General features: G+C 69.3%; 23 protein-coding genes. 19 read left to right on the forward strand and 4 right to left on the reverse strand.

What is annotated here, in order from left to right; genetic code table 11:
- Nucleotides 1–11 precede the first annotated feature (11 nt).
- Together ABD212_RS14970 and pyk are read left to right on the forward strand one after the other, a co-directional pair.
- A complete protein-coding gene (locus tag ABD212_RS14970; protein WP_344096061.1) occupies nt 12–1,361 on the forward strand; it encodes an aminotransferase class V-fold PLP-dependent enzyme in 1,350 nt (449 codons plus the stop codon).
- A 103-nt stretch (nt 1,362–1,464) separates the two neighbouring features.
- The gene (gene pyk / locus ABD212_RS14975) at nt 1,465–2,892 is read left to right on the forward strand and encodes a pyruvate kinase (protein WP_344096063.1); all 1,428 of its coding nucleotides are present in this window, start codon (nt 1,465–1,467) and stop codon (nt 2,890–2,892) included.
- Nucleotides 2,893–2,931: 39 nt separating this feature from the next.
- Here pyk and map read toward each other — a convergent pair whose 3' ends face one another.
- The gene (gene map / locus ABD212_RS14980) at nt 2,932–3,714 is read right to left on the reverse strand and encodes a type I methionyl aminopeptidase (RefSeq protein ID WP_344096065.1); all 783 of its coding nucleotides are present in this window, start codon (nt 3,712–3,714) and stop codon (nt 2,932–2,934) included.
- A 116-nt stretch (nt 3,715–3,830) separates the two neighbouring features.
- On the opposite strand from map, the gene ABD212_RS14985 reads away from it, so the two are divergent.
- The 4 genes from ABD212_RS14985 (at nt 3,831) to ABD212_RS15000 (ending at nt 6,448) form a co-directional block, all read left to right on the forward strand.
- A complete protein-coding gene (locus ABD212_RS14985; RefSeq protein WP_344096067.1) occupies nt 3,831–4,325 on the forward strand; it encodes an MFS transporter permease in 495 nt (164 codons plus the stop codon).
- 166 nt (nt 4,326–4,491) lie between these two features.
- On the forward strand, nt 4,492–4,839 hold the full coding sequence (gene rplS, locus ABD212_RS14990; RefSeq protein ID WP_344096069.1) for a 50S ribosomal protein L19: 348 nt from the start codon (nt 4,492–4,494) through the stop codon (nt 4,837–4,839).
- A 170-nt stretch (nt 4,840–5,009) separates the two neighbouring features.
- Nucleotides 5,010–5,792 carry a signal peptidase I gene (lepB, locus tag ABD212_RS14995; RefSeq protein WP_344096071.1) on the forward strand — a complete coding sequence of 261 codons (783 nt, stop codon included), beginning with the start codon at nt 5,010–5,012 and terminating at the stop codon, nt 5,790–5,792.
- Nucleotides 5,789–6,448 (forward strand): ribonuclease HII, encoded by a 660-nt coding sequence (locus ABD212_RS15000; protein ID WP_344096073.1) that lies wholly within the window; start codon nt 5,789–5,791, stop codon nt 6,446–6,448. Before lepB ends, ABD212_RS15000 begins: the two co-directional genes overlap by 4 nt.
- 45 nt (nt 6,449–6,493) lie before the next feature.
- Here the strand turns inward: ABD212_RS15000 and ABD212_RS15005 are convergent, their stop codons facing one another.
- Nucleotides 6,494–6,817, reverse strand: a complete 324-nt coding sequence (locus ABD212_RS15005) for a DUF2469 family protein (RefSeq protein ID WP_179432955.1) — start codon at nt 6,815–6,817, stop codon at nt 6,494–6,496.
- Between the two features lie 134 nt (nt 6,818–6,951).
- Between ABD212_RS15005 and ABD212_RS15010 the strand changes: the two genes are divergently transcribed.
- The 4 genes from ABD212_RS15010 to ABD212_RS15025 are packed head-to-tail and all read left to right on the forward strand — an operon-like array spanning nt 6,952 to nt 11,103.
- Nucleotides 6,952–7,320: a YraN family protein gene (locus ABD212_RS15010; RefSeq protein ID WP_344096076.1), complete on the forward strand. Its 369-nt coding sequence runs from the start codon at nt 6,952–6,954 to the stop codon at nt 7,318–7,320.
- Nucleotides 7,317–8,843, forward strand: coding sequence for a YifB family Mg chelatase-like AAA ATPase (locus tag ABD212_RS15015; protein WP_344096078.1), 1,527 nt, complete (start codon nt 7,317–7,319; stop codon nt 8,841–8,843). Before ABD212_RS15010 ends, ABD212_RS15015 begins: the two co-directional genes overlap by 4 nt.
- The gene (gene dprA, locus ABD212_RS15020; protein ID WP_344096080.1) at nt 8,840–10,198 is read left to right on the forward strand and encodes a DNA-processing protein DprA; all 1,359 of its coding nucleotides are present in this window, start codon (nt 8,840–8,842) and stop codon (nt 10,196–10,198) included. Before ABD212_RS15015 ends, dprA begins: the two co-directional genes overlap by 4 nt.
- Entirely contained in the window at nt 10,195–11,103 is a 909-nt protein-coding gene (locus ABD212_RS15025) for a tyrosine-type recombinase/integrase (RefSeq protein ID WP_344096082.1), read from the forward strand. The genes dprA and ABD212_RS15025 overlap by 4 nt, the downstream gene beginning before the upstream one ends.
- A gap of 21 nt (nt 11,104–11,124) precedes the next feature.
- Here ABD212_RS15025 and ABD212_RS15030 read toward each other — a convergent pair whose 3' ends face one another.
- Nucleotides 11,125–11,688 (reverse strand): murein hydrolase activator EnvC family protein, encoded by a 564-nt coding sequence (locus tag ABD212_RS15030; protein WP_344096085.1) that lies wholly within the window; start codon nt 11,686–11,688, stop codon nt 11,125–11,127.
- A gap of 316 nt (nt 11,689–12,004) precedes the next feature.
- Between ABD212_RS15030 and rpsB the strand changes: the two genes are divergently transcribed.
- From rpsB to ABD212_RS15075, 9 genes are all read left to right on the forward strand, one after another.
- The gene (gene rpsB / locus ABD212_RS15035) at nt 12,005–12,943 is read left to right on the forward strand and encodes a 30S ribosomal protein S2 (protein WP_344096087.1); all 939 of its coding nucleotides are present in this window, start codon (nt 12,005–12,007) and stop codon (nt 12,941–12,943) included.
- 86 nt (nt 12,944–13,029) lie between these two features.
- On the forward strand, nt 13,030–13,857 hold the full coding sequence (gene tsf / locus ABD212_RS15040; protein ID WP_344096090.1) for a translation elongation factor Ts: 828 nt from the start codon (nt 13,030–13,032) through the stop codon (nt 13,855–13,857).
- Between the two features lie 83 nt (nt 13,858–13,940).
- Entirely contained in the window at nt 13,941–14,660 is a 720-nt protein-coding gene (gene pyrH / locus ABD212_RS15045; protein WP_344096092.1) for a UMP kinase, read from the forward strand.
- 50 nt (nt 14,661–14,710) lie between these two features.
- Complete coding sequence (gene frr, locus ABD212_RS15050) at nt 14,711–15,265, forward strand: ribosome recycling factor (protein ID WP_344096094.1); 555 nt, start codon at nt 14,711–14,713, stop codon at nt 15,263–15,265.
- A gap of 9 nt (nt 15,266–15,274) precedes the next feature.
- Complete coding sequence (locus tag ABD212_RS15055) at nt 15,275–16,327, forward strand: phosphatidate cytidylyltransferase (RefSeq protein WP_344096096.1); 1,053 nt, start codon at nt 15,275–15,277, stop codon at nt 16,325–16,327.
- Complete coding sequence (locus tag ABD212_RS15060) at nt 16,324–16,887, forward strand: DivIVA domain-containing protein (protein ID WP_344096097.1); 564 nt, start codon at nt 16,324–16,326, stop codon at nt 16,885–16,887. Before ABD212_RS15055 ends, ABD212_RS15060 begins: the two co-directional genes overlap by 4 nt.
- A 190-nt stretch (nt 16,888–17,077) precedes the next feature.
- Entirely contained in the window at nt 17,078–17,692 is a 615-nt protein-coding gene (locus ABD212_RS15065; protein WP_344096099.1) for an aggregation-promoting factor C-terminal-like domain-containing protein, read from the forward strand.
- Nucleotides 17,693–17,697: 5 nt separating this feature from the next.
- A complete protein-coding gene (locus ABD212_RS15070) occupies nt 17,698–17,982 on the forward strand; it encodes a hypothetical protein (protein WP_344096101.1) in 285 nt (94 codons plus the stop codon).
- Between the two features lies 1 nt (nt 17,983).
- Entirely contained in the window at nt 17,984–18,712 is a 729-nt protein-coding gene (locus ABD212_RS15075) for an alpha/beta hydrolase (RefSeq protein ID WP_344096102.1), read from the forward strand.
- 17 nt (nt 18,713–18,729) lie between these two features.
- Here the strand turns inward: ABD212_RS15075 and ABD212_RS15080 are convergent, their stop codons facing one another.
- A complete protein-coding gene (locus tag ABD212_RS15080) occupies nt 18,730–19,791 on the reverse strand; it encodes an AI-2E family transporter (protein WP_344096104.1) in 1,062 nt (353 codons plus the stop codon).
- Nucleotides 19,792–19,812: the final 21 nt, after the last annotated feature.

Raw genomic sequence — 19,812 nt, forward strand, 5'->3', positions numbered from 1 at the left:
CAGGAGACCTCATGGACGAGACTCCGACACTGGATGTGGAGCGGGTGCGCGCGTCCTTCGACTTCGTCGGTCGAGGGCGGATCGCGACCAACAACGCTGCGAGCACACAGCTTCCGCGCGAGCTGCTGCAGCTCTACGCCGAGCTCGTTCCGCAGTACGAGAATGTGCATCGCGGGCAGTCGGACGCCTCGGCGCTGACGACCGCGAGATTCGAGGCGTCCTACGACACGATCGCGCAGTGGATCTGCGCGCCGAACCGGCGCACAATCTCGATCCACCGCAAGACGACCGAGGCGATCAACCTCGTGATGTACACACTGCTCACCGAGTTCCGCGACGGCGACAACGTGGTCACCACGATGATGGAGCACAACTCGGACTACGTCCCGTGGTACGCCCTGTGTCGCGAGATCCTGCCGCGGTTCGGCCGGACCGTCGAGTGCCGGATCGCGCGCTTCGACCATGAGTCCGGCGAACTCGACCTCGGCCATCTCGCCTCGCTCGTGGACGATCGCACCAAGCTCGTCTGCTGCACCGGCGCCTCCAACTTCCTGGGCACGAAGCCGCCGCTCGCCGACATCCGGCGGATCGCCGACGGCAGCGGCTATCGCCAGCCGAACGGCGAGATCTGTTCGCGGCTGCTGGTCGACGCCGCGCAGCTCATGCCGAGTGCGCTCATCGACGTGCGGGCGATGGATGTCGACTACCTCGCGTTCTCGTTCCACAAGTTCATCGCCCCGCTCGGGGTCGGTGTCCTCTACGCGAAGGAGCACCTGCGCGAGGACTCCCTTCCGTTCCTCTACGGCGGAGACATGATCGCAGAGGGCATGGTCACGCCCGACCACGTCGGGTACAACGTGCTTCCGTGGAAGTACTCGGCCGGCACGCCGAACATCCTCGGCGTGATCGTGTCGGCCCAGGCGATGCGCCTCGCGATCGACCTCGTCGGCGCCGACCCGTCGAAGACCTGGTTCCGCTCCGCTGACCCCATCCCACGGCGGATCGTGGGGTCGACGATGTCGCGGATCGGCGACTATACGGCGAGCCTCACCCGCCGTGCCGTGTCATCGCTGACGCGGGTGCCGGGGCTGCGGATCCACGGCGTGCCCGCCGGTGTGGCGCGAGCCCCGCTGGTGGCGTTCACCGTCGACGGTCACGATCCGTTCGAGATCGCGCGGGCGCTCAACGATCGGGGCGTGGAGTCGCGCGCGGGATGCCACTGTGCGACGCTGGCGCACCACGACCTTGGGCTCGATCCGCCCGCCAGCTGCCGCATCAGCTTCTCGTTCTACAACACTGCGGAAGACGTCGATCGAGCCGTGGAAGCCGTCGGGCAGGCAGTATCCGTGCCGGTCAGGTGACTGTCCAGGCTGAGCCCCGATGACACAATCGTTACCGGTGGTTCATGCGGAAGCGCCGACGACGCGAGAGCATGGGCGAAACGCTCCAGACGAAGGGTCAGCCATGCGCCGTGCCAAGATCATCGCCACGCTCGGGCCGTCCACCGAGTCGTACGAGTCGGTAGTGCAGCTGGTGCGCGCAGGAGTGGATGTCGCTCGCCTGAACATGAGCCACGGCGACCATGCCGAGCACGAGCGGGCGTATGAGAACGTGCGCAGGGCGAGTGAGGAGACCGGTCGCGCGGTGGGCGTGCTCGTGGACCTGCAGGGTCCGAAGATCCGCCTGGGCCGATTCTCGGACGGCCCGCACGTGCTCGCCGCCGGCGACGTCTTCACGATCACGACGCGCGACGTCGCGGGCACGAGGGATGTCGCGAGCACCACCTATCGGAACCTCGCGACGGACGTCGGACCCGGCGACACCATCCTCGTCAACGACGGCAGAGTCCGACTGCGGGTGCTCGACACCGACGGCGTCGACGTCCGCACCGAGGTGGAGGTGGGCGGCGAGGTCTCGAACAACAAGGGGATCAACCTCCCCGGAGTCGCGGTGACGATGCCGGCACTCACCGAGAAGGACGAAGCCGACCTGCGGTGGGCCCTGCGACTCGGGGCGGACCTGGTCGCCCTCTCGTTCGTGCGCACCCCGAAGGACGCTCATCGCGCCCGCGTCATCATGGCCCAGGAGGGCCGCGACGTGCCCCTCGTCGCGAAGATCCAGCGGCCCGAAGCGGTCGACTGCCTGCAGGAGATCATCGACATGTTCGACGGCGTCATGGTGACGCGGGGGGATCTCGGGGTCGAACTGGCCCTCGAAGCGGTGCCGATCGTCCAGAAGCGGGCGATCGAGCTCGCGAGGCGCTGGGCGAAGCCCGTCATCGTCGCGACGCAGATGCTCGAGTCGATGATCGTCAACCCGGTGCCCACCCGCGCCGAGACGAGCGACGTCGCCAACGCCGTGGTGGACGGGGCGGATGCCGTCATGCTCTCGGGGGAGACGAGCGTCGGCGCGCACGCGGTGACGGTGGTCGAGACCATGGCGCGGATCGTGAGTTCGACCGAGGAGCACGGCCTCGACCGCATCCCGCCGCTCGGCACGAAGCCGCGCACCCAGGCCGGCGCCATCACGCTCGCGGCCGTCGAGGTCGCGGAGTTCGTCCAGGCGAAGTACCTGTGCGTCTTCAGCCAGTCCGGCGACTCCGCCCGCCGGATGTCGCGCCTGCGGCATCCGATCCCCATCGTCTCGTTCACCGACCTGCGAGGGACGCGGAATCGGAATGCCATGATCTGGGGCGTGCACACGTTCCTGGTGCAGCGCGGGGGCACCACCGACGAACTCATGGGGATCATCGACGACACGCTCCTCGAGAGCGGGCTGGCGGAGGTGGGTGATCGCGTCGTCGTCACCGCCGGCGCGCCGCCGGGCATCGCGGGCTCGACGAACAACGTGCGCGTCCACATCGTCGGGACCGGCGCGCGCGAGACCCTCTGAGGTCGAGCGCGCCGCAGGCGGGCTCGAGCGCCGGCCGCCTCAGGCCACGCCGAGCCACGACCGGTCGGTCAGCACGACCGGCCCGTCCGCGGTGATGGCGATCGTGTGCTCGGAGTGGGCGCCGCGCGACCCGTCGACGCTCCGCAGCGTCCATCCGTCGGGATCCGTGACGAGCTCGTCGGTCGTGCCCAGGAACCACGGCTCCAGGGCGACGACGAGCCCGGCGCGCAGCGGGTAGCCGCGGCCTGCCTTGCCGTCGTTCGGGACGTGCGGGTCGCCGTGCATGACCCGGCCGACACCGTGTCCGCCGAAGTCGGTGTTGATCGAATAGCCGTCGGCGTGGGCGATGTGCGAGATCGCGTGCGAGATGTCGCCGATGCGGTTGCCGACGACGGCGGCCGCGATCGCGGCATCCAGCGCCCTCTCGGTGGTGTCGATCAGCGCCAGGTCCTCGTCCCGGGGGGTTCCCACGACGAAGGACACCGCGGAGTCGGCGACCCACCCGTCGATGGAGACGGCGAAGTCGAGTGAGACGAGGTCGCCGTCGCGGAGCGCGTAGTCGCGCGGCAGCCCGTGCAGCACGGCATCGTTGACGGACGTGCAGATGACCTTGCCGAACGGGCTCGCGCCGAACGAGGGGTGGTAGTCGATGTAGCAGGATTCGGCACCGGCACGGCGGATCAGGTCGTGCGCGCGGCGATCGATCGCGAGGAGGTTCGTGCCGACCTTCGTCTCGGCGCGCAGCGTCGCGAGGGTCTCTGCGACGAATCGCCCCGCGGGCTTCATCGCCTCGATCTCGGCGGGCGTGCGCAGTTCGATCATGCCTGTTCCTCTCGACCTCCCCATTCTGTCGGACACTGCTTCCCGCGGCTGTGAGGTTGCTCCGCGACGCGCACGAGAACGGCCAATGGATGCCGCGACCGGCGTAGCATCGGACCATGTGGCTGCGTCGCGCGTTCTACGGGTGGCTCATCCCTGCCGCGTTCCTCCTGCCACTGTGGCTTCTCATCGGCTGGGGCGTGTACAACGCGGGGGGCTGGGCGTTTCTCTGGGTGCTGTTCCTGGCTATTCCGGGGGTCTTCCTCTGGCAGCTCCTGCTGACTCTGCTCGTTCGCGCGCGAGGCACCGTGCGCGCCCACCGCGCGGTGTCGTGGTGGGACGTGCTGGGCTTCGGCGCCTGGCATCTCCTGGTGATCTCGCTCGGGTTCTTCAACCCGGCATGGTGGGCGCCGGTGATGGTCGTCACGGTCCTGGCGGGCGTGGGTCTGTTCTGGCTCGAACTGTGGCAGCTGTGGAGCGAGGCCAAGCCGTCACAGCTCGTGCTGCGCACTGCTGAGGGCCTGGCTTACATGCCGCCGATGTCCCCCCACGCGTCCGCCGAGCCGCAAGAGGTCATCGTCATCGCCGAGAAGCAGCGCCCCTCGGCATCCTGAGCCGTTTTGGCCGGGTGCGGCATCCATGGCAGAATGGTTGTTTGTGCCCTGACCAGGCTCTGCCTCAGGGGAGCCCGCCGTCCGGTTCGCCGATGGCCTGGGGCACGCGACATCCTTCCCTTCCAATCCCGCGGTCGACCTGTGGCGGCCGCAGAGAGTAACGATCATGCAGATCCTCGACGCCGTCGATGCGGCTTCGCTCCGCTCGGACATCCCCGCTTTCGCCCCCGGCGACACCGTCAAGGTGCACGTCAACATCACCGAGGGCAACCGCTCGCGCATCCAGGTCTTCCAGGGAGTCGTCATCGGCCGCTCCGGCGACGGCGTGCGCGAGACCTTCACGGTCCGCAAGATCAGCTTCCAGGTCGGCGTCGAGCGCACATTCCCGGTTCACAGCCCGGTGATCGACCACATCGAGGTCGTCACCCGCGGTGACGTCCGCCGTGCGAAGCTCTACTACCTGCGCAACCTCCGTGGCAAGAAGGCCAAGATCAAGGAGAAGCGCGACAACTGACGCGCACTCTCATGAAGCCCCGGACCATCGGTCCGGGGCTTCATCGTTCCCGGGCAGTACAGCCGAGAAGCCACCGCGAATCGCCCGTCCGAGGCAGATCCCGCGGTCGGAGTGTGGGAACCTTGGGGGAGGGCCCACCGATCCGCGGCGCGCCTCATGAAGGATCCCGAATGACGTCCGAGAAGACGGCCCCCGCAGGACAGGTCCCGTCCGAACGGCGAACTCAGGACGCCGGGGCGCAGCGTCACCGGCGCAGCACCATGACGTTCGTGCGAGACGTTCTGCTCATCGTGCTCGTCGCGGTGCTGGTGTCGTTCCTCGTCAAGACCTTCGTGGTCCGCTCGTTCTACATCCCGTCCGGGTCGATGGAGGACACCCTCCTCATCAACGACCGCATCCTCGTCGATGAGGTCACCCCCCACTTCGGCGGCTATGCGCGCGGCGACATCGTCGTCTTCCAGGACCCGGGCGGATGGCTTCCGCCGACCACCCAGCCCGCGCGGCCCCCGATCATCGAGGGCGTCGACTGGCTGCTCTCGATCGTCGGCCTTTCGGCTCCCGACAGCGACGACCATCTCGTCAAGCGCATCATCGGCCTCCCGGGAGACCACGTGGTGTGCTGCAACGCCCTCGGTCAGATCACGATCAACGGCGTGCCGATCGACGAGACCGGCTACCTCAAGCTGCCGACGGCCGAGGCTGCGGCATCCGGCGATCCATTCGATGTGACGGTGCCCGCCGACAGCCTGTGGGTGCTCGGCGACAACCGCTATCGATCGAAGGATTCGCGCTACAACACCGACCAGCCCGGCAAGGGGTTCGTCCCCATCGACAACGTCGTCGGTCGCGCCTTCGTGATCACCTGGCCCCTCGATCGGCTGGGCACCCTGGACTTCCACCACGACGTGTTCGCGGGAGTCCCCGATCCGGTATCGGCCGGCGCCGCGCCGTGACCGTCGTGGAGCCTCGCCTCACGCTCGAGCGACGCCTGCTCCGGGAGCATCCGCTCGTCATCGCGTGCGACGAGGTGGGACGCGGGGCTCTGGCCGGTCCGGTCGCCGTCGGCGCGGTCGTCATCGACGCGCCCCGGTCGCGCAAGCGGATCCCCCTCGGCCTGAGGGACTCGAAGCTCGTTCCCGAGCCCAAGCGCGCCGAGGTCGCCGCCCGTGCGGCGTCGTGGGTGTCGGCGAGCGCGGTGGGCTGGGCGAGCTCGGTCGAGATCGACGACGTCGGCATCATCCGCGCCCTGGGACTCGCCACCATCCGGGCGCTCGCCGATCTGCGCACCCACGGGGTCGTACCCGAAGAGGCGATCGTGCTGCTCGACGGCAACTACGACTACATCACCCCGGCGGGCGCGGCCGGGCTGCTGGTGCGGCCGGTGATCAAGGCCGATCGCGACTGCGCGAGCGCCGCCGCGGCATCCGTCATCGCGAAGGTCGCGCGCGACGCGCTGATGACCGACCTCCACGACGAGGTGCCCCAATACCACTGGGCCCGCAACAAGGGCTACGCGAGTCCGGATCACCGCGAGGCGATCCAGGAGCACGGTCTGAGCCGGCACCATCGCGCATCATGGGCGATCGCCGAATGGCCGACCCTGTTCTGACACGGGCCGATCATCGCGCCCGTGCAGCGGCGCGTAGACGGGTGCTCAGCTGTCGAGCGAGAGCTCTTCCGGCAGGTGGAAGTCCCGCCGTGAGAGCTCTTCGACGTTGACGTCCTTGAACGTAAGGACGCGCACCGACTTGACGAAGCGATCCGCGCGATAGATGTCCCAGACCCACACGTCGGTCATCGAGATCTCGAAGTAGAAGTCGTGCTCGGTGTCGCGGCGGACGACGTTCACCTCGTTGGCGAGGTAGAACCGTCGCTCGGTCTCGATCACATACTGGAACTGCGAGACGACGTCCCGATACTCGCGATAGAGCGCGAGCTCGAGTTCGCGGTCGTAGTCCTCGAAGACTTCGTCATCCATGGTGCGTCCAGTCTAGGTCCGCCGGGGGCGAGGGGTCAGCGCGCGACTCCTCCCCAGCCGGGGCATCCGCCGCCCCCTCCCCGGATGCCGGAGGCCCGACCGCCCCCGCGTCGTCGAGCCGTCACGATCGCCTCATGGCAGCCAAGGATGAACTCGGGCGCGCGGGCGAGGATCGTGCCGCACGCTACTTCGAAGAGCGCGGCTATCGCATCCTCTCCCGCAACTGGCGATGCCGCGCGGGCGAGTTGGATCTCGTGGTCGCAGACCGCAGCCACGTTGTCGTCGTCGAGGTCAAGACCCGGCGCGGCGATGCTTTCGGGCATCCTTTCGAGGCGATCGACGCACGAAAGCGCTCGCGCCTCTGGCGCCTCACGGCGGCGTGGATGGCGGCACACCCCGGCGACCTGCAGGGCCGCCGGCTGCGCATCGACGCGATCGGCTTGACAGGTCCTGATCCTGCGACGGCAGCGCTGGAGCACCTCGTCGACCTGGAGGTGCCGTGACGGTCGCGCGCACCTGGGCGGTGGCGCTCGTCGGCGTCGACGGCGAGAGGGTCGAGGTCGAGGCGGATCTGTCGAACCAGACGCCCGAGTTCAAGATCATCGGACTGCCCGACAAGGCGCTGGCAGAAGCGGTCCAGCGCGTGCACAACGCGTGCGCCAACAGCGGGCTGCCGCTGCCGCGCCGTCGGCTCACGGTGAACCTGTCGCCGGCGAGCCTGCCCAAGCACGGCTCGGGTTTCGACGTCGCGATCGCGATCGCCTCGCTCGCGACCGAAGTCGCGATGGATGCCGACTCCGTGGCGTCGACGGTCCATCTCGGCGAACTGGGCCTGGATGGGCGGCTGAGGCCGGTCCCGGGCGTCCTGCCCGCAGTCTTGGCCGCCGCGCGAGCGGGCCACCGTCGCGTGGTCGTGCCGCACGCCAACCTCGCCGAGGCAGAGCTCATCGACGGTGTCGAGGTCCTCGGCGCCGTGAATCTCGCGCAGGTGGCTGCGTGGCACGGTGCCGAGATCGAGGTGCCCGACCAGCAGCCGGTCGGAGTCGCGGGCGATGAGCCGGCGCCCGAGGAAGACCTCGACCTGGCCGACGTCATCGGCCAGCGGGAAGCCGTCGAAGCACTGGTGACCGCGGCGGCGGGCGGGCACAACCTCCTGATGTGCGGGCCCCCGGGCGCCGGCAAGACGATGCTCGCACGACGGCTGCCCGGCATCCTTCCCCTGCTCGACGATCGGGCCGCGCTGACGGCGGCGTCGATCCGCAGTCTCTCGGGTGTGCCGGTGACGACGCTTTCGCGCATCCCTCCGTTCGAGGCGCCGCATCACACCACGAGCGTCGCCGCGCTCGTCGGCGGAGGCTCGAGGATCGTGCGCCCCGGCGCGATCGCCCGCGCGACCGAGGGCATCCTGTTCCTCGACGAGGCGGGCGAGTTTCAGGGCAGCGCGCTAGACGCACTGCGCCAGCCGCTCGAGTCGGGCACGATCACCATCCACCGCGCCAATGCGACCGCGCAGTTCCCGGCTCGTTTCCAGCTGGTCCTTGCGACGAACCCGTGTCCGTGCGGCGACTTCGGCATCCGCGGGGGCACCTGCACGTGCCCGCCGGCCGCCATCCGCCGGTATCTCGGCCGGCTGTCCGGCCCGCTGCTGGATCGGATGGACATCGAGCTCACGCTCGCACGGGTTTCGGTGGCTCAGGCCGGAGCCCGGCGAGACGGCACGACGACCGCGGTCGCGCGTTCACGGGTCGCCGAGGCGCGGGCCCGCATGGCCCGGCGACTCGCCGGCACGCCGTGGCGGCTCAACGCACACCTCCCCGGCCCGTGGCTGCGTGACGGCCCCGGAGCGCCCCCGGCGGTCGTGAGGCGCCCGCTGGACGCCGCACTTCATCGTGGCGCTCTGACCTTGCGTGGATTCGATCGGGTGATGAGAGTGGCGTGGACGTTGGCGGACCTGGACGGCAGCTCCCAGCTCGGCATCGACCACATCGGACGCGCCCTGTACCTCAAGAAGGGAATCGCGATATGACCGCGTTCGATCTCACGCCCGGCGTCGCGCGACGGGCGCTCGGCGGCACCATCCCGTCGACCGCGCTCGAGGACGATGCCGTGCTCGAGCGCTACGCCGTCGTCGTGTGGAGCCACCTCACCGAGCCCGGTGACGGCGTGGCCGGCAGGCTCGTCGCGCAGCTAGGCGCGGCACAGGCGCTGCGGCTCGTGATGGGCGACGCGCCGGAGCGCTCGAATTCGGTGACACCCGATGAGCTCGCAGCGGGCCGTAAGAGGTGGATCCCGCGACTCGGCGCCGACGCGGTCTCGTTCTCGCTGCGGATCGCGGCGGTCTCGGGCATGACGATCCTGACCCGCGCCGATCCGGAGTGGCCCGTTCAGCTCCATGACCTCGGAGACCACGCGCCGCTGTGCCTCTGGGTGCGCGGCGATCCCGCGAGGCTGCGGCTCCTCAACCCCGCCGTGGCGCTCGTCGGTGCCAGAGCGGCGACATCGTACGGCGATCACGTGGCCCTCGAGCTGGCGGCGGACCTCGCGGGGGGCGGCATCCCCGTGGTCTCCGGCGGCGCGTACGGGATCGACGGTGCCGCGCACCGCGCCGCGATGGCCGTCGGCGGACTCACCGTCGCGATGCTCGCAGGGGGCGCCGACCGCGCCTACCCGGCCGGGCACGCCCAGTTGATCGGCCACATCGCGGAGGCCGGCGTGGTCGCTAGCGAGGTGCCCTGCGGGTCGGCACCCACGAAGTGGCGGTTCCTCCAACGGAATCGGCTGATCGCGGCGCTCAGTGCGGCAAGCGTAGTGGTAGAGGCCGGCTGGCGCAGTGGAGCGCTCAACACGGCGGCTCACGCGGTGTCGATGTCGCGTGGGCTCGGCGCCGTACCCGGTCCGATCACGAGTTCCGCCTCCGCGGGCACGCATCGCCTGATGCGCGAGTTCGGCGCCACGTGCATCACCAGCGCGGCGGACGTCCGCGAGCTGCTCGGCGTGGCCGGTGCCGCTGATCGCCCCGCGGGCGGACAGGGTGCGGAAGGGCAGCGCGCGGCCGGGCCGGCCGCGAATGGGCCGACTTCGAACGGGCGACGCGCCGATGGACGACCCCCGACCGATGACGCAATGCGCGTTCGCGATGCGCTGAGCACCCGGGTGTGGCGTGAGGTGCATGATCTCGCGCGACGCACCGGGATGGCGACCGACGACGTCGAGGGCATCCTCGGGCTGCTGCTGCTCCAGAGCGAGGTGATCCGCAGCCCGGCAGGGTGGCGCGCGCTGCCGCGGCGCGCTGACGCGATAGGTGTTGCGGGCGTTCATCAGACGCCGCCGCGGAGCGCCGGGGCCGTGACGTCGCGGGAGGCGGGCATGCTGGATTCATGACGATCGACGAGGCCGCGCGCGCGTGGGCGCTCCACCTCGCCGACGTGCGCCGGCTCTCGCCCGCGACCGTGCGCGCCTACCGCGCCGATCTCGCCGACTTCACCGCTGCGACGGGCGATGTCGCACTCGGCGAGGTCGATCTCGAGCATCTCCGCGAGTGGCTGTGGCGGGCCACGCAGCGCGGCGATGCGCGCGCCACGATTGCGCGCCGCACGGCCGCTGCGCGCGGGTTCTTCTCGTGGGCGACCGAGCACTGCCTCATCTCCGTCGACCCGGCCCTTCGCCTCGTGGCACCCAAACGCGGTCGCACCCTGCCCAAGGTCGCGACCGCGGACGTGCTGGCAGGACTTTTCGTCGAGCTCGAGGCAGCCGCGAAGTCCGGGGATCCTGTCGCCCTGCGGGACCACGCGATCATGGAGCTGCTGTACGGGGCGGCGCTGCGGGTTTCGGAGCTGTGCGGTCTCGACGTCGACGACCTCGACCGCGATCGGCGCACGGCGCGGGTCATGGGCAAGGGATCCAAGGAACGCGTCGTGCCGTTCGGTGCGCCCGCCGGCCGCGCTGTGGACGCGTACATCGTCCGGGCCCGCCCGGCGCTCGCCGCACGGCGCACGTCGTCGAGTCCGGCAGGACGGGCTCTCTTCCTTGGGGCGCGAGGCGGCAGATTGGGAGCACGGGCCGCGTACGACGTCGTGACGCGCACGCTCGGCCCCGCGATCGGCGGCGCCGCCGGCCCGCACTCCCTGCGCCATTCCGCGGCGACCCACCTGCTCGACGGCGGGGCCGATCTGCGCACTGTCCAGGAGATCCTCGGCCATGCGAGTCTCGGCACGACGCAGATCTACACCCACGTCTCGACCGAGCGACTCACGGCGACGTACCGTCTGGCGCACCCGCGAGCCTGAACGCGCTGGTCGGCGGACACATCAGCAGCAGGGGAGGAGCACCGCTCGAGGGATGCCGCCGAGCAGCAGCATCGGGTTGATGTACTCGCCGTGCAGCCGCACCCCGAAGTGGAGCGCTCCCGGCGCGGTGTGCCCGCCGACGGCGATCTCGCCGACGACCTCGCCGCGGCGCACGACAGCGCCCGCTTCGAGCGAAGACTCGATCGGCTCGAGGGTCGAGACCAGTCCGCTGCCATGATCGATGGTGAGGATGCCCCGATCGGCCACGGCGCCCGAGAACGCGACCACCCCCGCCGCGGGTGCGCGCACCTCCAGGTTCGACGGTGGACGCAGGTCGATTCCTCGATGGCCCGCGCCATACCGGTGCGGCGGCGCCTGGTAGCCCCGCTCGAGCCGGAACCCGGGCACCGGCCAGCTCCACCCTCGATCCGAGAGGGGCTCGGCCGCTCGACCCGCGTCGCTTACCGGGCGACGGTCAGCGGCATCGGCGGCCGGAGCGATGACTCCGACCAGGGCGAGCACCACGGCGAACGCCGCGCCGGATCGCACCACGGTGCCCCATGTGGGCGCTCTGAGATGCGGCATCCCGCCATCCTCGCCGCGCCTTCCGCGGCGCGGTCCGGCCACGCGCGATCGGTGGAGCACTTACGGCAGGCGGGGCGCTGGGGAGGAGACGCCTGCTGATACACTGGTACGGCACCCCGCACGTCGGGGTGACTCCGCGTGCCCAGAGCGCGACGCATCCCCGAGCTTGTCGAAGGGAGTCGCGCGGCATCCACCCCCAACGGTCCCACAGAAACTGTGGGCGGGCGTGTGCCGGGCACCAGGCTCGCCGGCCGAACGGTCAGGCGCGAACACAACCGCAAGAGGCGCGATCCCGCGCCAGAACAGGAGAACGGCCATGGCCGTCGTCACCATTCGCCAGCTGCTCGACAGCGGCGTCCACTTCGGGCACCAGACCCGCCGGTGGAACCCGAAAGTCAAGCGCTTCATCCTCACCGAGCGCAGCGGCATCCACATCATCGACCTGCAGCAGTCACTGACGTACATCGACAAGGCGTACGAGTTCGTCAAGGAGACCGTCGCCCACGGCGGAACGGTCCTCTTCGTCGGCACGAAGAAGCAGGCCCAGGAAGTCATCGCCGAGCAGGCGACCCGCGTCGGCCAGCCCTATGTGAACCAGCGCTGGCTCGGTGGCCTCCTCACCAACTTCCAGACGGTCTCCAAGCGCCTCGCGCGCATGAAGGAGCTCGAGGAGCTCGACTACGAGGACCCGGCCGCGAGCGGCTTCACCAAGAAGGAGCTGCTGCTCAAGAAGCGCGAGCTCGACAAGCTGCACAAGTCGCTCGGCGGCATCCGCAACATGTCGAAGACCCCCTCGGCGATCTGGGTCGTCGACGCCAAGCGCGAGCACCTCGCGGTCAACGAGGCGTCGAAGCTCGGCATCCCGGTGATCGGCATTCTCGACACCAATGCCGACCCGGACGAGTTCCAGTTCCCGATCCCCGGCAACGACGACGCGATCCGCTCGGTGGGCCTGCTCACCCGCATCATCGCCGACGCCGCCGCCGAAGGCCTCATCCAGCGTCACCAGCCGACCGACGAGTCGGCCGACGCCGAGCCCCTCGCCGACTGGGAGCGCGAGCTCCTCGAGCAGTCCGCGGCTGACGAGGTCGCCGAGACGGTCGCCGAGGCCGTCGTCGAGGCCGAGGCCGCCGAAGGCATCGAGGTCGTCGAGGTCGACGTCGTCGAGACCGTGACCGAGACCGCCGACGGCATCGAGGTCGAGGTCGTCGAGGTCGACGTCGTCGAGGCAGCCGCCGCCGACTCGGCGGAGTAGACACCGACACAACCCTTCCGCCCGGCGCGGCGCACTCGCGTGCGCGCCGGGCACCTGGACTCACCACAATCAAGGAGCCGCCACCCATGGCAAACTTCACGATCGCCGACATCAAGGCGCTGCGCGACCAGCTCGGCACGGGCATGGTCGACACGAAGAAGGCTCTCGAAGAGGCCGACGGCGACGTCGAGAAGGCCGTCGAGATCCTGCGTCTGAAGGGCGCGAAGGGCAACGCCAAGCGCGCCGACCGCTCGACCAGCGAGGGACTCGTCACGGCCCGCCAGCAGAACGGCAAGGTCACGCTCATCGAGCTCGCCTGCGAGACCGACTTCGTCGCGAAGAACGACCGCTTCATCGCGCTGGCCGACAAGGTCGCGGATGCCGCAGCCGCCGTCGCAGCCGACTCCGTCGAGGCCGCCGTCGCGGCCGATGCGGACGGCCAGACCGTCGAGCAGCTCATCGCCGACGAGGCCGCCATCATCGGCGAGAAGGTCGAACTGCGCCGCGTGCGCACGCTCTCGGGCGACAAGTTCGAGGTGTACCTGCACAAGACCAGCAAGGACCTCCCGCCGCAGGTCGGCGTGGTCCTCGCCTACACGGGCGACGACGCGGAGACCGCGCGCAGCCTCGCGCAGCACATCTCGTTCGCCAACCCGACCTACCTCAGCCGTGACGAGGTCCCCGAGGCCGAGGTCGAGAAGGAGCGCGACATCGTCACCGAGATCTCGCGCAACGAGGGCAAGCCCGAGGCCGCCCTGCCGAAGATCGTCGAGGGCCGCGTGAACGCGTTCTTCAAGCAGGTCGCACTGCTCGACCAGGACTACGCGAAGGACAACAAGCTGTCCGTTGCGCAGGTCGCGAAGGACGCCGGCCTGACGCTCACGGGCTTCGCCCGCTTCAAGGTCGGCGCGTAGTACGTCGAAAAGGCCCGCATCGGAATCCGGTGCGGGCCTTTTCCCATGCCCTTCGGTAGTTTGTCGTCAACGAGAGGATCGACGTGATCACTGAGACCACCGGGCGCCGCCGCGTCCTCCTGAAGCTGTCGGGCGAGGCGTTCGGTGGAGGCCAGCTGGGCGTCAATCCCGACGTCGTGAGCCAGATGGCCCGCGAGATCGCCGCCGCCGTCGGCAGTGTCGAGATCGCGGTCGTCGTCGGCGGGGGCAACTTCTTCCGCGGCGCGGAGCTGAGTCAGCGCGGGATGGATCGCGGCCGGGCCGACTACATGGGCATGCTCGGCACGGTGATGAACGCCCTCGCTCTGCAGGACTTCCTCGAGCAGGCCGGAGCGGCCACGCGCGTGCAGTCGGCGATCTCGATGACTCAGGTCGCCGAGCCGTACATCCCGCGCCGTGCCGAGCGCCACATGGAGAAGGGCCGCGTCGTCATCTTCGGCGCCGGCGCCGGTCTGCCGTACTTCTCGACGGACACGGTCGCGGCGCAGCGCGCCCTCGAGATCGGCGCACAGGAGGTGCTCGTGGCCAAGAACGGGGTCGACGGCGTCTATACGGCCGATCCGAAGAAGGATGCGTCAGCCACCCGCATCGACCGGATCACCTATCTCGACGCACTCCACCGGGGGCTGAAGGTGGTCGACTCCACGGCGTTCAGCCTGTGCATGGACAACCGGATGGACATGCGCGTGTTCGGCATGGAGCCCGCCGGAAACGTGACGCGGGCCCTGCTGGGCGACTCGATCGGCACGCTCGTCACGACCTGAGCAGGTCGCCCCCACTAGACTTGCCACGCCCATTCACACGAGGAGACATAGTGATCGCGGATGTCCTGGCCGATGCCGGAGCGCGCATGGACCGCGCCGTCGAGGCTGCGAAGGAGGATTTCGCCACCGTGCGCACCGGACGGGCGAACCCGCAGCTCTTCCAGAAGATCCTCGTCGACTACTACGGCAGCCCGACGCCCCTCGCCCAGCTCGCTTCCGTCAACAACCCCGAGGCGCGCACCGTCATCGTGACGCCGTACGACAAGTCGGCGCTCAAGGCGATCGAGCAGGCGATCCGCGACACCCCCAACCTCGGCGCCAATCCGACGAACGACGGCAACATCGTCCGGATCTCGCTGCCGGAGCTCACCGAGGAGCGCCGGCGCGAGTACGTCAAGCTCGTGCGCGGCAAGGGCGAGGATGCCAAGGTGCACGTGCGCGGCATCCGTCGCAAGTCCAAGGACGACCTCGACGACCTCAAGAGCGAGATCGGCGAGGACGAACTGGCCCGCGCTGAGAAAGAGCTCGATGCGCTCACGCGCGCACACGTCGACGCCATCGACGAGGCGCTCAAGCGCAAAGAGGCCGAACTGCTCGAGGTCTGAGGTTCAGCTGTGGCTGATTCATCGCGGGGACCCGAAGACGACGTCCCACCGGTCGCCCCCTTGACGCGGCGCGAAGCAGCCGAGGCGGCACGTCGCTCGGATGAGCCCTCGACCGACTCGGGTCCGGCATTCCAGTCGCATGTGCGTGCGGCCCGCAGCGAACTCGAGAACCAGGTCGCTCACGCACGTGCGGAGTTCGAAGAGGCGAACGAGCGCATCAAGGAGCGCACCGGCCGGGATCTGATCCTCGCGACTGCGATCGGCCTCGCGATCGGCATCCTGCTGGTCCTCTCGCTCATCTTCGTGAAGTGGCTCTTCGTCCTCTATGCCCTGGCGGCGGCGATCCTCGGGATCTTCGAGTTCTCGCGTGCGCTCAAGGCCGCCGGCCGCAAGGTCGATCTGATTCCGCAGCTGGTCGTCGCAACCGTCCTCGTCCTCACCGCCACCTTCGTCGAGCTCTGGCTGCAATGGGTGGCGGTGTTCGTGGTCGTCGCGGTCGTCATCGTCTGGCGGCTGGTCGCGCAGATGGCCGCGAAAGACGGCCGGACGTACGGCGACGTTCTCGCAGACGTGCTGACCGCGGGACTTCTGCAGCTCTATGTGGCCTTCATGGCCAGCATGGTGGTGGTGCTGCTGCGCCAGCCAGGCGGCGAGTGGTGGGTGCTGGCGTTCATCATCGTGGCGGTCGCCTCCGACACGGGCGCCTACGCGGCGGGTCTTTCGTTCGGACGCCACCCGATGGCCCCGCGCATCAGCCCCAAGAAGACGTGGGAGGGCTTCGCAGGAGCCGTGCTCGCTGCGGTCGTGGCCGGTGTGCTGCTGGCGCTGTTCATGCTGGGACTGGCCTGGTGGATGGGCATCGTGTTCGGTCTCGTCATCCTGGGCACGGCGACGATCGGCGATCTGGGAGAATCGATGATCAAGCGCGATCTCGGCATCAAGGACATGAGCTCGTGGCTGCCCGGCCACGGCGGCGTGCTGGACCGCCTCGACTCGATCCTTCTCTCGGTGACCGCCGCGCTGGCGCTCTACTACCTCTTCACCCCGCTGGTGGCATCATGACGACGACCGAGACCGCGGCATCCGCGGCCTTTCCCGAGGCCCGCGGCCGCGACAAGGGATATGAGAAGCGCACAGTCGACGCGTTCCTCGCCCGCGCCCGTGCAGCATTCGAAGATGCGGGGGATGCGCTCACCGCGGCGGAGGTGCGTGAGGCATCGTTCGCGCTGGTGCGGCACGGCTACGACATCGCGGCGGTGGATGCCGCGCTCGGCCGCATCGAGGATGCCTTCGCGGCGCGCGAGCGCGCCGAGGTGCTCACCACCGCCGGAGCGCGGGAGTGGGTCGGCATGACCCGCGAGACGGCCCAGACCGTGCTCGATCGCCTCGCGCGGCCGAAGCGACAGCGGTTCGACCGAGTCAGCGCGATGCGGTACGGATACCGGATCGACGAGGTCGATCTCGTCTCGGACAAGATCGCCCGATACCTCGAGACCGGCGAGTCGGTCACCGTGGAGCAGGTGCGATCCGTCGCCTTCCGGATGCAGCGCGGCGGGTACCGCGAGGTGCAGGTGGACGCCGTTCTTGATGCGGTCGTGGACGTGATGCTCGCCGTCTCGTAGCCCGCCTGAGACCCCTCGAATGGCGTGCGCAGGAACCTCTGGCTAGACTCGGGGGACTGTGACTTCCGGAAACGAGCTGATTCCCACGCGCCGATCAAGCCGCCGGGATGCCGCGACCCGTCGCGCGACACCGGTTTCGACGCCTCCACGCAAGCCTGTCACCGCCCCGAGATGGTCTCGTCGGCGCGGTGTGCTAGGAGTGTTCGCGGCGTTCGCTGCGCTCGGCTTCGTCATCGCGTACGTCGGGCCCACGGGTCTCGCCGTCTCGCAGGCGAAGGCCGAGGTCGCGCCTCCTCTGACGCTGTATGCGAGTTCACTCGGGGATGTGCAGACGCACACGACCGAGGCCTCGGCCGTATCCGCAGAGCCCGCCGAACTCGGTCGCGGCGGCTATTCGGTGTACGTGAAGCCGAAGCCGAAGCCGAAGCCGAAGCCACCGCCCGTTGTGGTGGCGCCAGCCAGGTCGACGCCGCGGTGGAGTCCGCCCTTCGTGGCTCCCAACCCCGGCACGGCGCAGGCGATCGCATATGACATGGTCAAGGCGCGCGGCTGGGGAGATGACGAGTTCGCGTGCCTCGTGTCGCTGTGGAATCGGGAGTCGGGCTGGCGGGTCAACGCGTACAACGCCGGCAGCGGCGCCTACGGCATCCCGCAGGCGCTGCCCGGCAGCAAGATGGGCAGCGCCGGAGCCGACTGGGCGACGAACCCCGCGACGCAGATCACGTGGGGGCTGGGGTATGTCACCGGCCGGTACGGGACGCCGTGCGGCGCGTGGAGCCACTCGCAGAGCACCGGCTGGTACTGACACCCATGCCGCGGTCGAACCGCCGTCGTCCTGATTCCGCGGACGACGACTCGTTCTCGCGGATGCTCACCGGCTGGAAGCGCACCCAGACTCGGCGCGGCATCGAATGGACGGTGCAGCCCGTCTCGGCGAAGCAGGCGACCAAGACCTATCTGTGCCCGGGCTGCGGCCGTACCGTCGACCCGGGCATCGCCCACGTCGTCGTGTGGCGGGCGGACGGCGTGCTGGGCGACCAGGCCGACCTCGCCGACCGACGGCACTGGCACACTCACTGCTGGAGGATCGGCTGACATGGAGATCCGTGGCCCGGTGCTGCTTCCCGCACGCCGAGAGGACATCGAACTCGAGACCCTCGACGGGCTGACGCTCGTCGGCGAATTGGCGGTGCCGCTCGGCCGCGAGCCCGTCGCGACGCTGGTGACGCTGCATCCGCTTCCCACCGCCGGCGGATTCATGGACTCGCACATCCTCCGCAAGGCCGCAGCGCGGCTCCCGGCGTTGGCGGGTCTCGCCGTCCTGCGCTTCAACACCCGCGGAACCACGTCTCCGCGGGGGACGAGCGACGGTGAGTTCGACGGCGGGCGCGCCGAGGCGTTCGACCTCGCCGCCGCGATGGACTTCGTGCGCGAGCGGGATCTTCCCCGCCCCTGGCTCGTCGGCTGGTCGTTCGGCACCGAGATCGCACTCAAATACGGTCGCGATCACGACGTCGAAGGCGCCATCCTGCTTTCGCCTCCGCTGCATCGGGCGACGGATGCCGATGTCTCGGCCTGGGCGAGGAACCATCGGAAGATGATCGCGCTCATTCCCGAGTTCGACGACTACCTTCGGCCGGATGCCGCAGCAGAGCGCTTCGCGAGCGTGCCCGACGCGACGCTCATCCCCGTGGAGGGCGGCAAGCACCTCTGGGTGGGAGAGGCGCAGACCAGGCGCGTCCTCACCGAGATCGTCGCCGCGGTGAACCCCGATGCGCTGCCACTGCCGACGGAGTGGGACGGCCCCCTCGACCCCGAGGGGTGATCGCCGCCGGGAGCTCGTCACCGCTCGTTCTGGCGGGGGATCACCACCTGGCGGTAGATGATCAGGATGCTGGCCGCCACCGGGATCGCGATCAGGGCGCCGAGCAGACCGAGCAGCGATCCGCCGGCGAGAGCGGCGATCACCACGACCGCACCGGGCACCGACACCGCGCGATTCATGATGCGCGGCGAGAGGATGTACGCCTCGACCTGCATGTAGACCAGGTAGTAGATCGCGGCGATGATGCCGGTCGTGGTCGATCCGAGGCCCGGGATGAAGCAGATGAGCACGATGATCGTGGAGCCCGTCAGCGTTCCGACGAGCGGGATCAGCGAGAAGAAGAACGCGATGACGGCGAGGACCGCCGGGAACGGCGCCTGGATGATCGACAGGAAGATCGCGCTCAGCACACCGTTGATGACGCCCAGCGACACCTGGCCCATGACGTAGTAGCCCACGGAGTCGGTGATCTGCTCGCCCAGATCGATGAAGCGCTCCCGACGGGAGGCCGGCACGAGCTGGTAGACGGCACGCTTCAGGTTGGGTGTCGACGCCGTGAAGTAGATCGTCAGGATGAGGACGATGAAGGCGCCCGTGAATCCGGCGATGACGGTCGCTCCGGCTGCGATGAGCCCGCCGCCGATGGATCCGACATCCAGCGACCCGAACCAGTTCGTCACGTAGCCCCACGCCTGATCGATGTTGAGGGCGGGGAAGCGCTGCTGGATCCAGGCCTGCACGCCGTGGACGATGTCGTCCCATTTGCCTTGCCGGATGATCTGACTGATCTCTGTCACGAGCTGGCTGATCTGCCCGATGATCACCGGCAGGACGATGAGGATGATCCCGGCGAAGACCGCCAGCACGCCGAGGATCGTGATCAGCACCGCGAGCCAGCGCTTCATGCCCCGCCGCTCCAGGAACGCGACGATCGGGTCGAGGCCCAGCGACAGGAACAGCGCGGTCCCCACGTAGAGGAGGATCGTCGAGAGCGTCTGGATGCTGCCGATGAGCAGAAGCCCGAGTCCTACCCCGAGTGTCGCGACGAACGCCACGCGGAAGGGGTTGTGCACCTTCATGGGAGGATGCCGCCTCTCTCG

Origin of the sequence: Microbacterium deminutum (assembly GCF_039530205.1) — a bacterium.
In the GTDB taxonomy this organism is placed as follows: Bacteria; Actinomycetota; Actinomycetes; order Actinomycetales; family Microbacteriaceae; genus Microbacterium; species Microbacterium deminutum.